A 14605-nucleotide genomic window follows, 5' to 3' on the forward strand; every position below is an offset into this window, starting at 1 on the left:
CCAGTAATCGTCAAACCCTGAACGCGCTGATCAGGTGCTTCAACTGCACCACTTGGGCCGACAATGCACGGCTGGCATGCTCGGTCTGGTGCGCACCTTCGGCGGTGCGCTCGCCAGCCCGGTTGATCTCGACAATGTTCTGGTCGATATCATGGGCCACCGCAGTTTGCTGCTCGACTGCTGCGGCAATTTGCTGATTCTGATCAACGATCATGCCCACCGCGCCGAGGATGTTTTCCAGCGCTTGCTGGACCTTTTCCGACTGACCGACCGTGCCACTGGCCATCTGGTGGCTGACGCCCATGGCCTTCACCGCGGCGCCAACGCCACCGTGCAGCTTGGCAATCATCTGCTCGATTTCTTCGGTCGATTGCTGGGTGCGTTTGGCCAAGGTGCGGACCTCATCGGCCACCACCGCAAAGCCGCGTCCCTGCTCACCCGCACGGGCGGCCTCGATGGCCGCGTTGAGCGCCAACAGGTTGGTCTGCTCGGCGATGCTCTTGATCACTTCCAGCACGCGACTGATGGACTGGCTGTCGCTGGCCAGTTGATTGATCACCAGCACTGACGAGTCGATCTCACTGGCCAGTTGCGCAATGCTGCCTTGTTGCGACTCGACCAACCCGCGCCCGCTAATGGTTTCATCGTTGACACTGTGGGCGCTGCTGACGGCAGCCGCCGCACTGCGCGCAACTTCCTGAGCGGTGGCCGACATCTGGTTCATCGCCGTGGCGACTTGCTCGATCTGCGTACGCTGACCGGCCACCGCCTGATTGCTCTGCGCCGACACTGTTTCCACCTGACTCGCCTGACGCTCAACCTCGTTGACGGTCTTGCCAACCAACTCGATCAGGTCATGGATCTTGGCCACGGTGCCATTGAAGACGTTGCCCAACTCACCCAACTCATCACGGCTGTGGGCGGTAAACGTGATGGTCATGTCACCGGCCGCCACCTTGTCCATGACTCCGCCGAGACGCTTGAGGGTGGTGCGGGTGGAGGCATAGAAGCCACCGTAGAGATAAAAGATCAGCACGAACACCACCGACAGTGCCACCGCCTGCAGCACCATGTGCGTGCGATTCTGTTCCAGGCGTTGCTGCAATTGAACGCCGAGAAACTTAAGCGTCGCATCGTTCAGTTGATAGGTCTTGTCCATCAGCCCGGTGACCTGATCGTAAAAACCCTGCCAAGGTTTATCGAGGGTGTCGGCCATCACCACTTGCTCTTCAAACAGCTCGCTGGCTTGTTTGAGTGTGGCTTTGCTGACATTGGCCGAGGGCTCCAGCACCTCACGCGCCGCTTTGCCGGCTGCCAGTGCGTCCTGCAACTTCAAGGCGTATTCGGCCTGAAGCTTCTCGATCTGCGCCAGCAGTTCATCGAACCGGGTGCTCGAAGCGGAATTGAGAAACCCCTGCCCCAGTGAGTAGGCCCCCATCGCCCGGCCTTCGCCGAGGGTTTGCGTCACACGCGGGGTAACGTTGGTGATCAGCTCACTCAATTGGCGCAAATCACTCTGGTTGTCGCGACTCAGGCCGGCCTGGCTGGCGATGATCTGACTGAAAATCTGCGCATTGCCGAGCAGTTTGCCGATCAGCGCACTTTTGCTTTGCAGAGACGTTTCCGCTTGTTGAGCCTTGAACGCCGTCATCATTTCATCGCGCTTGCCATCAAAAACGCTGACCTGCTCAGGATCGATGATCATCGCGGTCAGGCTTTGCAGGCGTGCAAGCACGCTCTGCTCAAGGGCGCTGATCTTTGATTCGGTATCTCCCGCCTTGCCAGACTGGCCGAGGGTCGCGTTGATCTGTACCAGGTTGTTCAGGGTTTCCAGATCTCGCCGCAGCGTCAGACCACTGCCCAACAGGTCGAGGCTTTGCAACTCGACCTGGGTGCCCTGGAACTCGCGATACGAATCCCGAACCAGATAGAAATTGGTCACCAGCATGGGGAAGAAAAACAGCACGCTGATCAGGCTGAACTTCATGCCGAAGCTCAGGCGATTCATCAGTGCAACGGCGGGATAGAGCAAACTCTTCACGGACGTCCCCCTTTCATTTCTTATTTTTTTGGGCAGGCACGCCGATGCAGCAGATAGCCACTATGGCGTGCTGCTTCTGTATAGCTCAAATCGAAAGGGGGTTTTGTAACTTAAGGTTAACAGCCAAGAGATCCGCGATCCCTTTGTGGCGAGGGAGCTCGCTCCCGCTCAAGCGCAGCGGTCGCAAACACGGCTGAACGCATTCAGTCGGCTAAACGCACCGAAAATTTCGGGGTCGCTTCGCAACCCAGCGGGAACAAGCTCCCTCGCCACAGGGGGCCTACTCCAGATATTCGGTGTATTTCAGGGCAGCACGGTCCAAACGGCAAACCCGGCATACCAGACCACCGCCGCTCGCAGCAGCAGTTCCCAGATCTGATCCAGATTGTGAACCCCTTCTGGTCCCGCCACTGGCGCCGGAATCTCACCCGCTACCACGCCGACGTTCTCGATCAACTGCGCAGCGCTGATATTCCAGTTCAACAATTCATGGAGCATCACCCGGCTGACCGCGACGAAGTTGCCGACCAGGGCAAAACTCGCGGCCAACAAACGCACCGGCAGCCAGTCAAAGGCATGTCGCAATTGTGCGGCGCGCTCGACCACCGCCGGGTTCTTGCCGTGCTCGGCCGCCAGGGCCAGTAAGCGATAACTCAGGGCCGCCACCGGACCGAGCAGGAAGTACCAGAAAATCACCGCAAAAAAACTCTGATAAGCCTGCCACAGCAAATGAGCTTGAACCCTCTGCAGCAATTGCTCGCCGCTGTCAGCGCAAATATCCAGATCACGTTTGGCGACAAGCGCCGCCGCTTGCAGGTCTTCCCGGCGCCAGGCATCACGAAACGGTCCCAGGCCGCCGAGCAAATCACCACGGCCCAGGCTGTAAATCACCACCAGCAAATGCACCGGCAGGGCCAACAAGCCATAGGCCACCGGCTCTAGTACCAGCAACAAAAAGCCGAGTAACGCCACAGGGAACAGCACCAGCAATGCCAGTACCAGCCAAGGCCGATTCGCAAGCTTTGGGCTGGCTTCATATATGGCAAGCTCGCGCAGCCATCCACTGTCGCGCTGAACTTGATGACGCAAGGCCGAGAACTTCTCGATCCAGACCGCCAGCAGTAACACCAGAAAACTCATTGTGCTTCCCCTTTTTCCAGAGCCCCGCGATAGCGTGCCCAGTCGAACGCCGGCCCCGGATCAGTCTTGCGTCCGGGGGCGATATCGCTATGCCCCTGGATACGTGAATGGGTGATGGCTGTAAACGTAGACTGCAATTGGCGGGTCAGGGCAATCAGCGCGTGATATTGAGCATCGGTGAACGGCAGATCATCAGTGCCTTCAAGCTCGATGCCAAGGGAGAAATCGTTACACCCTTCGCGCCCCTCGAACCGGGACACGCCTGCGTGCCACGCCCGTTCAAGACAAGAGACAAACTGTGTGATCGCCCCGTCACGCTCAATCAGAAAATGCGCAGACACGCGCAAGTCGGCAATCCCTTCAAAGTAGGGGTGCTCGGTGACATCCAGACGGTTCTGAAAAAATTCCTGCACCTTGCCCGTCGCGAACTGCGCCGGTGGCAGGCTGATATTGTGGATCACCAGCAAGGAGATTTCGCCCGTGGGGCGCGTATTGAAGTTGGGGGACGGGCAATGGCGCACGCCTTCAAACCAACCGCTCGCGGGGTCCAACTGCATACAGGCTCCTTCAATGACGGCTCTGACGGGCTCCAGTATGCCGTGATCGCCCCTCAGGTTGCGATCACTTGCCGCAATTGAGTCGACGCAGGTTGCCAATCACCGACTCCAGCGCCCGATCGAACAACAAGCTGTCGTCGAGCGTACGCAGCGCGCCACGGCGAAACTCCAGGGCCAGCCCGCTGCGACTGCGCTCATCGCTGGTGAAGGCGAGAAAGTCGCTCAGCAGTTCGGAGAAAATAGCCGGATCATCGACAAAGTCATTCAGCAGCCGCTGCACCACCTGCTCGATGCGCAGGTACAGGCAGTCGCGCTGATGATCATCGCATTGCCCCCAGCCCATTGCCGCTGCGGCAATTTCATTGAGCAGACGCCGGGCCGGGTGACTGCTGCGGCTGAAGAAGCTTTTGTCGAGTACTGCGATCTTGAGCATCGGAATCTGCAAGCGGCCGATCAACGCCTTGAGGGAGTCTGGCAAGTTACGGTCGGCGAGAATGAATTCGAAGAGCATCGCGATCAGATTGATCACATCCTCGTCCGCCACCCCGACCACCCGCGACTTGCCACTTTTAACGCTGACCCGGGTCAGCAACTGTTCAAGCTGATTGCGCAGGTCAAAATCATCCTGGGCGCCAGGGGCCAGCACGTATTGCTGCAAGTGCGAGAGCAGGCGCAGCAGATCGCGGGTCGAGATGGGCTGGCTCTGGGCGCTGGCTTCGAGGGTCGGCGCAACACTGCCGCGCACGGGGTACAGCAACTCCTGCAAGGTGGCGAAGACTTCCTGCACGCTTTTATCGTCGTGCGTGCTGTTGGATCTGACACCCGACTCGCTGGACTCTGCATGAACACTGGCCGCCGCGCGGCCCGTGACACGGCGCGCGGGTGCGGCCTTGAGTTCAGGCAAAACGCCAGTGGCGATCAGCAACTGGTTGGCTTGCGCATAGAGCTGATCAGCATCGCTGAGCACATAGCGTTCGAACAATTTGAGGATGATCAGCTTGACCTTGATCTCCACACCCAGATTGCGTCCAGCCTGCAAAAAGTATTCGCAGAGCATCGCCGGCCCCATGGGATTGCGCGAATCCTCCAGGGGCTTGCCCAGCAAAGTGCTCAGGCGCGCGGTCAGTTGTCCAAGGGCAAAGCCGTCCCGGTTGAGCGCCTTGGCGACCATGGCTTCCAGCGCCACTTTCCGCTCAAGCTGGTCATCAGGGAGTTCGATCGAAGGGTCAGGATTCATCGCCAACGGCAAGGTGGCGTGTGCCAGGTCGTACGGGATGAGGCCGACAAAGGCTTCGAAGAAACTCTCGTGAAAGCTGCGCTCGATGTTTTTGCGCTTGAGGCGCAAATCACGCATGGCTTCAAAAAAGATGTTCTGCTCGACAGTGTGATGTGCCCGGTCGGCCATTTCGAACAAGGTGTCATCCGCGTTATCGAACAGCTCCTGCAAGCCAAGCCTGAGCTGTTGTGCAGCCTTGTCGCGAACCTGAAGCAGAATCACCGGCAGGCGGGCGAGCGGCGATGAATTCGCCTGATCGGTAGCTACCTTGTGCAAAGGCACTACATTCCCGTCGTTGTGCATCCAAGCCTCCTGCAAAGGGCTGACTCCTCCGTTCATGTGAAGCGACAAACGCTCACGGTCGGCTCACAACGCAATCGTGATGCACCGCGCTGCATTTCAAGTGTCGGGAAGCCAAAGAGACGTCAAGGCTATGACGTCAAGCGCAAGGCGCGATTATCTGCAAAAGACCTCCCAAGTGCCAGCAGACTCTTCATCAGCCCACAAAACAGCGCTCGATCACAGACCAGCACGCAGGAGGAATAATGCTGGCGAGTCGACCAAATGCAGGTTTTAGAACCCGCTGAAAGTAGTGGGCGCCTTGGGTTCACTTGCAGCATGGCCCTATAATCGGAGCACTTTGTTTGTGGAGCCCGTTATGCCGAATCTACGCCTCGCCGATTTGACCGCCGAAATCGAAGCCAACGTGCGCCGTGCGTTGCTTGAAGACATCGGCAGCGGCGACATCACCGCACTATTGATCCCGGCCGAGCGCCTGGCCAAAGCCACGATCATTACCCGTGATGCGGCCGTCATCAGCGGCACCGCTTGGGTCGACGCGGTGTTCCGGCAACTGGACCCGCGCGTTGCGGTGCACTGGCAAGTGCGCGACGGTGAGCGCGTGAGCCCCAATCAGCCGTTGTTTCACCTCGAAGGCCCCGCCCGTTCGCTGCTGACCGGCGAGCGTAGTGCGCTGAACTTTCTGCAACTGCTTTCCGGTGTCGCCACTCGTGCGCAATACCTGGCTGACTTCGTTGCCGATACTCAGGTGAAACTGCTGGATACCCGCAAAACACTGCCTGGGCTGCGACTGGCGCAAAAGTACGCCGTAACCTGCGGCAGCTGCCACAACCACCGCATCGGCCTGTACGACGCTTTTCTGATCAAGGAAAACCATATCGCTGCCTGCGGGGGCATCCCTCAAGCCATCGCCGCCGCGCACAAGATCGCGCCGGGCAAACCGGTGGAGATTGAAGTGGAAAGCCTGGAGGAACTCAAGGAGGCCCTGGCAGCGGGGGCCGATATCATCATGCTCGATGAACTGAGCCTGGACGACATGCGCGAGGCTGTGCGCCTGAATGCCGGCAAGGCGAAACTCGAGGCCAGCGGTGGCGTCAACGAAAGCACCTTGCGGCCAATCGCCGAGACGGGGGTGGATTACATCTCGATTGGGGCGATGACCAAAGATGTGAAGGCTGTAGATCTGTCGATGCGCTTGAGTCTCTGACAAAAAGAAACGCCAGCCTCAATGAGGCTGGCGTTACTTTCAAACCACCAGATTGTTCATCTCGCAGTATTCTTCCCACTCGACGCCCAGCACTTCGGCTGCTTCCTTGTGCAACGCAAGGCGCGTCGCTTCGTATTCTTCCGGCGTTGAGGTGTACTTGAGCGTCAGCTCCCAGGGCTGTAAGCCCTGTGCTTCTGCCTCGTCCTCGAACGCCCACTGAATCTGATCTTTCTGATCGTCGGCGCTCAGGTTCTTGATCTCTTCCATCAATTCTGGCGCATCAAGCATGTACTTCTTGAGGGCCTCTTCGTGTCTTTGTTCTTGAGTCATTTCGTTCACGGTCATGGCGTTCTCGCTGATCATGGGAATGGAAGATGGATCTGGATCATCAAGGATCTCTCTGACGCAGAAAACCGTTTGAAGCCCGGTTTGCCTGGCCTTCAGAACCATTCGGGATCATCTGAAAACTGCTGGGCGATGCTCATGCAGGCACCGAATATAGGACGTTTGGCCCGCGAATTACACGGCTCTTTACATCTATCCCAAAAAAAGTTTCACGCAGGATGCGTCGGGAGCCTTGGGAACATAATTTCAAATCCAAAGTCATAGCGATGTGCCATATCGGTACTTCACAAGGAATCTCAGTGATGCGCAGTTTTTCGAAGCTTTCCTTTGTTCTGTCCACCACCGCAATGACCGCCCTGCTCGGTGTCCTGGCTCTGCCGGGCACCGCAATGGCCAGCATTGAGCTGAGCAACAGCGGTCCGTCTTACGATGACAAACTCTCCGCCATCCACAATGAATACGGCAAGGACGTTCTGGTCAAAAGCGATTTCCGCATCAACGAACTGAAAAAGATGCAGGAAACCATCAACGACCAGACGCGCCAGATCGAAGAACTCAAGCGCAGCAGCGGTTCCAGCTCAAACTCCAGCAGCAAGGAGATCGACGACCTCAAGAGCAAGGTCAAAGAGCAGGAACGTGATCTGGATAAGCTCGGTCGGCAGGTGGAAGATCTCAATCGCAACAGCGGCTCTAGCTCCAGCTCGAACAGCAGCGAGATTTCGAACCTGAAGCGGACCGTCAGCGATCAGGATCGTGCGATGGATCAACTCAAACGTACCGTCGAGGAGTTGAGCAGAAAGGTGAAATAACGGAGGGAAGTGGTGCCCGAGACAGGAATCGAACCTGCGACCTTCGCGTTACGAGTGCGCTGCTCTACCGGCTGAGCTACACGGGCGGTGGGCTAAACCTAGCACTGACTTTGGGGTCGGGCAACTTGGTAAACCCCTCAATTTGCTTCAGACGATCTTTTGATTTAACGGCACACAGCAAAACGCCCCGAACCAGTCGGGGCGTTTGCTTGTTCAGCGCTTAAGCTGCGGGGTAATTAAACGCCCGAAGCCTTGGCTGCTGCTACGTCTTTGATGGACAGCTTGATACGGCCGCGGTTGTCCACGTCCAGTACCAGTACTTCCACTTCCTGGCCTTCTTTCAGAATGTCGGTCACTTTCTCAACGCGAGCGTCGCTCAGCATGGAGATGTGAACCAGACCGTCCTTGCCCGGCAGGATGTTGACGAATGCGCCGAAGTCGACGATGCGTTCAACTTTACCGACGTAGATCTTGCCGATTTCAGCTTCAGCGGTGATACCCAGAACGCGCTGACGAGCGGCTTCAGCTGCTTCCTTGGTTTCGCCGAAGATCTTGATCGAGCCGTCGTCTTCGATGTCGATCGAAGCCTTGGTCTCTTCACAGATCGCACGAATGGTCGCGCCGCCTTTACCGATGACATCACGGATTTTGTCAGTGTCGATTTTCATCGCGATCATGGTCGGAGCATTTTCCGACAGCTCGGTACGCGACTGGGCAATGATCTGGTTCATCTGACCGAGGATGTTCAGGCGCGCTTCCAGGGCTTGGCCCAGAGCGATTTCCATGATTTCTTCGGTGATGCCTTTGATCTTGATGTCCATCTGCAGCGCGGTAACACCTTTGGAGGTACCGGCTACCTTGAAGTCCATGTCGCCCAAGTGGTCTTCGTCACCCAGGATGTCGGTCAGGACGGCGAACTTCTCGCCTTCTTTAACCAGGCCCATGGCGATACCGGCAACCGGCGCCTTCATTGGCACGCCAGCGTCCATCAGGGCCAGGGAAGCACCGCAAACCGACGCCATCGAGCTGGAACCGTTGGATTCGGTGATTTCCGATACCACACGGATGGTGTACGGGAACACGTCAGCAGCAGGCAGCATGGCCTGAACCGAACGACGGGCCAGACGGCCGTGACCGATTTCACGGCGACCGGCGCCACCCATGCGACCACACTCGCCCACCGAGAACGGAGGGAAGTTGTAGTGCAGCATGAACGGGTCTTTTTTCTCGCCTTCCAGGGTGTCCAGCAGTTGTGCGTCACGGGCGGTGCCCAGAGTCGCAACTACCAGAGCCTGGGTTTCGCCACGGGTGAACAATGCCGAACCGTGGGTCTTCGGCAGAACGCCGACTTCGATGTTCAGCGGACGTACGGTACGGGTGTCACGGCCGTCGATACGCGGCTTGCCGTTGACGATATTTTCGCGAACGGTACGGTATTCGATTTCACCGAAAGCAGCTTTGACTTCGCTGGACGAAGGCTGGCCTTCCTCACCGGACAGCTTGGCAACAACCTGGTCTTTCAGTTCGCCCAGGCGAGCGTAACGGTCGGCCTTGACGGTGATGGTGTAAGCCTGGGAGATCGCGTCGCCGAACTCGGCACGGATGGCGCCCAGCAGTGCGGTGGCCTCTGGCTGAGGAGCCCAGGTCCAGGTTGGCTTGGCAGCTTCTGCAGCCAGTTCTTTAACAGCGTTGATCACAACCTGGAACTCGTCGTGAGCAAACAATACCGCGCCCAGCATCTGGTCTTCGGTCAGCTCTTTGGCTTCCGATTCAACCATCAATACCGCTTCCGAAGTACCGGCAACGACCATGTCCAGGCTCGAAGCTTTCAGTTGTTCGTAAGTCGGGTTCAGCAGGTAGCCGGTGCTTTCGTGGAATGCAACACGGGCAGCGCCGATCGGGCCATCAAAAGGAATGCCGGAGATCGCCAGCGCAGCCGAGGTGCCGATCATCGCAGCGATGTCCGGATCGGTCTTCTTGCTGGTGGAAACGACGGTGCAGACAACCTGCACTTCGTTCATGAAACCTTCCGGGAACAGCGGACGGATCGGACGGTCGATCAGTCGGGAAGTCAGGGTTTCTTTCTCGGAAGGACGGCCTTCGCGCTTGAAGAAACCGCCAGGGATCTTACCGGCTGCGTAGGTTTTTTCCTGGTAGTGAACAGACAGGGGGAAGAAGCCCTTGCCCGGATCGGCTTGTTTGGCACCGACTACGGTCACCAATACGCTGACGTCATCGTCAACGGTGACCAATACTGCGCCGGAGGCCTGACGGGCGATACGGCCAGTCTCGAGGGTAACGGTCGACTGACCGAACTGGAATTTTTTGATTACCGGGTTCACGGTGTCCTACCTTCTTTGTGGCTCTTGGGGGAACTGGTTTTCTTGCGAAATTCTTGGGCAATGCCGGGAATCGGCCCGACTTTGATTGTCCAGATAAAACTGTTGTCCAGATAAAACTTGAGGCTGGGAGCCTGCCATGCGCCGGCGGGAAACCCGCTGACGCACGACAGACAACCAACCTCTAGCGCAATCGCTTATTAGCGACGCAGACCCAGGCGAGCGATCAGAGCGCTGTAACGGCTCACGTCCTTGCCTTTCAGGTAGTCCAGCAGCTTACGACGCTGGTTTACCATGCGGATCAGACCACGACGGGAGTGGTGATCTTTACCGTTGGCCTTGAAGTGACCTTGCAGTTTGTTGATGTTGTGGGTCAGCAGTGCAACTTGCACTTCTGGCGAACCAGTGTCACCAACAGCTTGCTGATAGTCAGCTACGATTTGAGCTTTTTCTTGAACGTCGAGAGCCATGAGGCAATCCTTTTATCAGGAAACTGTTTCAAAGAAACAGCTTCAACAGGCCAGGGACAAATCCCTGTATCTAAAAATGAGTAGTGACCGTGCCTGTTAACAGCCACCCTCGTTCGGTCATTCTGACCGAATCAGTCGACGTGGCGCGATGCGCCCATCTTCGCTCACTTCACCGATACCGATGAAGCGACCATTGTGATCCTGTACTCGTACCATACCGAACTTCGGTGCATCCGGGGCGCGTACCGGCTGGCCGTTGAGCCAGTAGAACGAGCTGTGCTCCGAGAACTGCAACAGAGGCCAATCCAGCAGGCCGCTGTCCGATGGCATCAGGAAGCGATCAACCGCTTCGTTGCCGCCTTCGGCATGTACTGCTTCCAACTCTTCCAGCGTGACCGTCTGGGCCAGACTGAACGGACCGGCCTGGGTACGTCGCAACTGCGCAACGTAAGCGCCACAACCGAGCGCTTCACCAATATCCTCCACGAGGGTGCGGATATAGGTGCCTTTGGTGCAATCTACGGCGAAGCGCGCAGTATCACCTTCAAAGGCCAGCAATTCCAAGCGCGCAATAGTAACAGAACGCGGTTCGCGCTCCACCACTTCACCTGCACGCGCCAACTTGTACAACGGCTGACCGTCACGCTTGAGGGCTGAGTACATCGGCGGTATCTGACTGATTTGCCCACGAAATTTCGGCAAAACCGCTTCGATATCGGCGCGACCAACGGTCACCGGGCGCTCCTGCAAAACTTCACCTTCAGCGTCTGCCGTGGTGGTGGTCTTGCCCAATTGCGCCAGGGTTTCATAGCCCTTGTCGGAGTCGAGCAGGTATTGCGAGAACTTGGTCGCCTCACCGAAGCACAGCGGCAACACGCCGGTGGCCAACGGATCAAGACTGCCGGTGTGCCCGGCCTTCTCGGCATTGAGCAGCCAGCGAACCTTCTGCAAGGCCGCGTTGGAGGTGAACCCCAGCGGCTTGTCGAGCAGGATGATGCCGCTGACGTTACGACGGATACGTTTGACCTGAGCCACCGATTACTCCTTGGTGTCTACGGGTTCTGCCGCAACCGGGTGCTGATTGTCTTCAGCCACGGCGCGCTCGATCAATGCCGACAGATGAGCGCCACGCACGACGCTTTCGTCGTAGTGGAAGTGCAGCTGAGGAACGCTGCGCAGCTTCATCTCGCGAGCCAACTGCATGCGCAGGAAACCGGCGGCCGAGTTCAACACCTTGATGCTTTGAGCGATATCGTCTGCGCTGTCCTGCCCCATCACGGTGATGAAAATCTTGGCGTGACCGACGTCACGGCTGACTTCAACAGCGGTAATGGTGACCAGGCCGACGCGCGGGTCTTTGACTTCACGACGGATCAGCTGTGCCAGCTCACGCTGCATCTGATCGCCGATACGTTGGGTACGGCTGTATTCTTTTGCCATGTCTTGTTACCTGTTACTGCCTCACGGTGAAACCCGTGTGGTCTGAAAGCGGCAAACGCCCGGCCTGACAAAAGCCAGACCGGGCGTTGCGTTTAGAGTCCGGGTGATGCGCCGTGCATTTGCATGCGGCTGCCCATCACGGCTCTTGAAGTGCGCGAGTTAGAGGCTGCGAGCAACCTGAACCTTCTCGAAGACTTCGATCTTGTCACCGACTTTGACGTCGTTGTAGCTCTTCACGCCGATACCGCATTCCATGCCGGCACGTACTTCGGAAGCGTCATCCTTGAAGCGGCGCAGGGATTCCAGCTCGCCTTCGAAGATAACGATGTCTTCACGCAGTACACGGATTGGACGGTTACGGTGCACAACACCTTCGATAACCATGCAACCGGCGATCGCGCCGAACTTCGGCGAACGGAACACGTCGCGGACTTCAGCAATACCCAGGATGTTCTCCCGAACGTCGCTGCCAAGCATACCGGTCAGGGCTTTCTTGACGTCTTCGATGATGTCGTAGATCACGTTGTAGTAACGCATATCCAGACCTTCCTGTTCGACGATCTTGCGAGCGCCGGCATCGGCACGCACGTTGAAGCCGAACAGTACAGCGTTGGAGGCCAGTGCCAGGTTGGCGTCGCTCTCGGTGATACCACCGACACCGCCACCGACTACGCGCACTTGCACTTCGTCGTTACCCAGGCCGTTCAAGGCGCCGTTCAACGCTTCCAGCGAACCACGGACGTCGGATTTGAGGACGATGTTAAGCGTCTTCTTCTCTTCCTGGCCCATGTTCTCGAAGATGTTTTCCAGCTTCCCTGCGTGAGCACGAGCCAGTTTGACTTCACGGAACTTGCCTTGACGGAACAGAGCCACTTCACGGGCTTTCTTCTCGTCGGCAACTACGCTCATCTCGTCGCCAGCGTCCGGGGTACCGTCCAGGCCGAGAATCTCGACAGGGATGGAAGGACCGGCTTCCTTGATTGGCTTGCCGTTCTCGTCGAGCATGGCGCGAACGCGGCCATAGTTCGAACCGACCAACACCATGTCGCCTTGGCGCAGGGTGCCGTCCTGAACCAGAACGGTTGCAACCGGGCCACGACCTTTGTCGAGACGCGATTCAACCACGACACCACGGCCAGGAGCAGAAGGAGTAGCTTTCAGTTCGAGAACTTCAGCTTGCAGCAGAACAGCTTCGAGCAACTCGTCTACACCGGTACCGACTTTCGCCGAAACCGATACGAACGGAGTATCGCCGCCCCACTCTTCCGAAGTCACGCCGTGAACCGACAGTTCGCTACGGATGCGATCGAGATCGGCGCCCGGCTTGTCGATTTTGTTCACTGCAACAACCAGTGGAACACCAGCAGCCTTGGCGTGCTGTACGGCTTCAATGGTCTGCGGCATTACGCCGTCGTCCGCTGCAACCACCAGGATCACGATGTCGGTCGCCTTGGCACCACGAGCACGCATAGCGGTAAACGCGGCGTGACCCGGGGTATCGAGGAAGGTGACCATGCCGCGTTCGGTTTCAACGTGGTACGCACCGATGTGCTGAGTGATACCGCCGGCTTCGCCAGCCGCTACCTTGGCACGACGGATATAGTCGAGCAGCGAGGTCTTACCATGGTCAACGTGGCCCATTACGGTCACGACTGGCGCACGGGAGAAAGCCTCACCTTCAAACTTCAGGGACTCGGCCAGGGAATCTTCCAGGGCGGTGTCGCTGACCAGGGTCACTTTGTGGCCCAGCTCTTCAGCAACCAGTTGAGCAGTTTCCTGATCAAGTACCTGGTTGATGGTCGCTGGAGTACCCAGTTTGAACATGAACTTGATGATTTCAGCAGCCTTGACCGACATCTGTTGAGCGAGATCGCCAACAGTGATGGTTTCGCCGATCTTCACTTCGCGCACGACAGGGCCGGTTGGGCTCTGGAAACCGTGGGCGTTGCGTTTCTTCAGCTTGGCCTTGCCGCGACCACCACGACGGAAGCCATCGCTTTCTTCGTCGGTAGTCCGTGGAGCAACGCGTGGAGCAGGCGCCTTTTCCTTGACCGAAGCGCGATGTGGAGCGTTTTTGCGCTCACCATCACCCGCGCCACGACGATTGTTATCGTCGGCGCGTGGTTTGTCCGGACGACGCTGTTCGTCGCGTTTGCGAGTGTCAGCCGCTGGCGCAGCTGCTACAACCGGTGCTTCACGCACTGGCTCGGCAACTGCAACAGGTGCTGCAACAGCTTCAGTAGAAGCAGATTGCACAGCAGCAGGCTGGCGACGCGCTTCTTCTTCGGCGCGACGCTTGGCTTCTTCTTCAGCCTTCTGACGTGCAGCATTTTCTACTGCGCGACGCTCTTCCAGTTCGCGTTTGCGCTCGGCTTCGATTTCTTCCGGGCTGCGCTGTACGAAGACTTTCTTCTTGCGTACTTCAACGCTGATGCTTTTGCTGCCAGCAACACGCAGGGTGCTGGTGGTTTTACGCTGCAACGTGATTTTGCGCGGTTCTTCCACTTTCGCCTTGTGGCTGCTTTTCAAGTGAGTCAGCAAAGATTGCTTCTCACTATCGGTCACATGTTCCTCGGCGGCGGTGTGCGGCAGACCTGCCTCACGCATCTGCTGCAGCAGGCGCTCTACCGGTGTTTTGACCTCATCGGCCAGTTGTTTCACCGTGACTTGCGTCATGCACT

The 14605-nt window shown here is 57.7% G+C and carries 11 protein-coding genes, 1 tRNA gene and 1 pseudogene; 2 read left to right on the top strand and 11 right to left on the bottom strand.

Annotation, left to right across the window (positions count from 1 at the left end):
* Positions 1-10: 10 nt before the first annotated feature.
* The 4 genes and pseudogenes from BK658_RS26155 to BK658_RS26170 all read right to left on the bottom strand — a co-directional run.
* Entirely contained in the window at positions 11-2041 is a 2031-nt protein-coding gene (locus tag BK658_RS26155; protein WP_123584820.1) for a methyl-accepting chemotaxis protein, read from the bottom strand.
* Positions 2042-2344: 303 nt separating this feature from the next.
* Positions 2345-3181, bottom strand: coding sequence for a regulatory signaling modulator protein AmpE (gene ampE, locus BK658_RS26160; protein WP_123584821.1), 837 nt, complete (start codon positions 3179-3181; stop codon positions 2345-2347).
* On the bottom strand, positions 3178-3738 hold the full coding sequence (ampD, locus tag BK658_RS26165) for a 1,6-anhydro-N-acetylmuramyl-L-alanine amidase AmpD (RefSeq protein ID WP_123584822.1): 561 nt from the start codon (positions 3736-3738) through the stop codon (positions 3178-3180). Before ampD ends, ampE begins: the two co-directional genes overlap by 4 nt.
* Positions 3739-3889: 151 nt before the next feature.
* Positions 3890-5317, bottom strand: a pseudogene (locus tag BK658_RS26170) (DUF1631 family protein); the annotation flags it as partial.
* 355 nt (positions 5318-5672) lie between these two features.
* On the opposite strand from BK658_RS26170, the gene nadC reads away from it, so the two are divergent.
* Complete coding sequence (gene nadC / locus BK658_RS26175) at positions 5673-6521, top strand: carboxylating nicotinate-nucleotide diphosphorylase (protein ID WP_123584823.1); 849 nt, start codon at positions 5673-5675, stop codon at positions 6519-6521.
* 39 nt (positions 6522-6560) lie between these two features.
* Here nadC and BK658_RS26180 read toward each other — a convergent pair whose 3' ends face one another.
* On the bottom strand, positions 6561-6866 hold the full coding sequence (locus BK658_RS26180) for a DUF6388 family protein (RefSeq protein ID WP_054598178.1): 306 nt from the start codon (positions 6864-6866) through the stop codon (positions 6561-6563).
* A 302-nt stretch (positions 6867-7168) separates the two neighbouring features.
* On the opposite strand from BK658_RS26180, the gene BK658_RS26185 reads away from it, so the two are divergent.
* Positions 7169-7675 carry a hypothetical protein gene (locus tag BK658_RS26185; protein WP_123584824.1) on the top strand — a complete coding sequence of 169 codons (507 nt, stop codon included), beginning with the start codon at positions 7169-7171 and terminating at the stop codon, positions 7673-7675.
* A gap of 10 nt (positions 7676-7685) precedes the next feature.
* Here BK658_RS26185 and BK658_RS26190 read toward each other — a convergent pair.
* The 6 genes from BK658_RS26190 to infB all read right to left on the bottom strand — a co-directional run bounded on the left by BK658_RS26190 (position 7686) and on the right by infB (position 14600).
* A tRNA-Thr gene (locus BK658_RS26190) sits at positions 7686-7761 on the bottom strand.
* Between the two features lie 150 nt (positions 7762-7911).
* A complete protein-coding gene (gene pnp, locus BK658_RS26195; RefSeq protein ID WP_103318613.1) occupies positions 7912-10017 on the bottom strand; it encodes a polyribonucleotide nucleotidyltransferase in 2106 nt (701 codons plus the stop codon).
* A 197-nt stretch (positions 10018-10214) separates the two neighbouring features.
* Positions 10215-10484 carry a 30S ribosomal protein S15 gene (rpsO, locus tag BK658_RS26200; protein ID WP_003197723.1) on the bottom strand — a complete coding sequence of 90 codons (270 nt, stop codon included), beginning with the start codon at positions 10482-10484 and terminating at the stop codon, positions 10215-10217.
* A gap of 117 nt (positions 10485-10601) precedes the next feature.
* Positions 10602-11519, bottom strand: coding sequence for a tRNA pseudouridine(55) synthase TruB (gene truB, locus BK658_RS26205; protein ID WP_123584825.1), 918 nt, complete (start codon positions 11517-11519; stop codon positions 10602-10604).
* A gap of 3 nt (positions 11520-11522) precedes the next feature.
* Positions 11523-11924, bottom strand: coding sequence for a 30S ribosome-binding factor RbfA (gene rbfA, locus BK658_RS26210; protein WP_019691795.1), 402 nt, complete (start codon positions 11922-11924; stop codon positions 11523-11525).
* Positions 11925-12083: 159 nt separating this feature from the next.
* Complete coding sequence (gene infB / locus BK658_RS26215; protein WP_054594059.1) at positions 12084-14600, bottom strand: translation initiation factor IF-2; 2517 nt, start codon at positions 14598-14600, stop codon at positions 12084-12086.
* Positions 14601-14605 lie beyond the last annotated feature (5 nt).

Source organism: Pseudomonas brassicacearum (assembly GCF_003732175.1).
Taxonomy (GTDB): domain Bacteria; phylum Pseudomonadota; class Gammaproteobacteria; order Pseudomonadales; family Pseudomonadaceae; genus Aquipseudomonas; species Aquipseudomonas brassicacearum_G.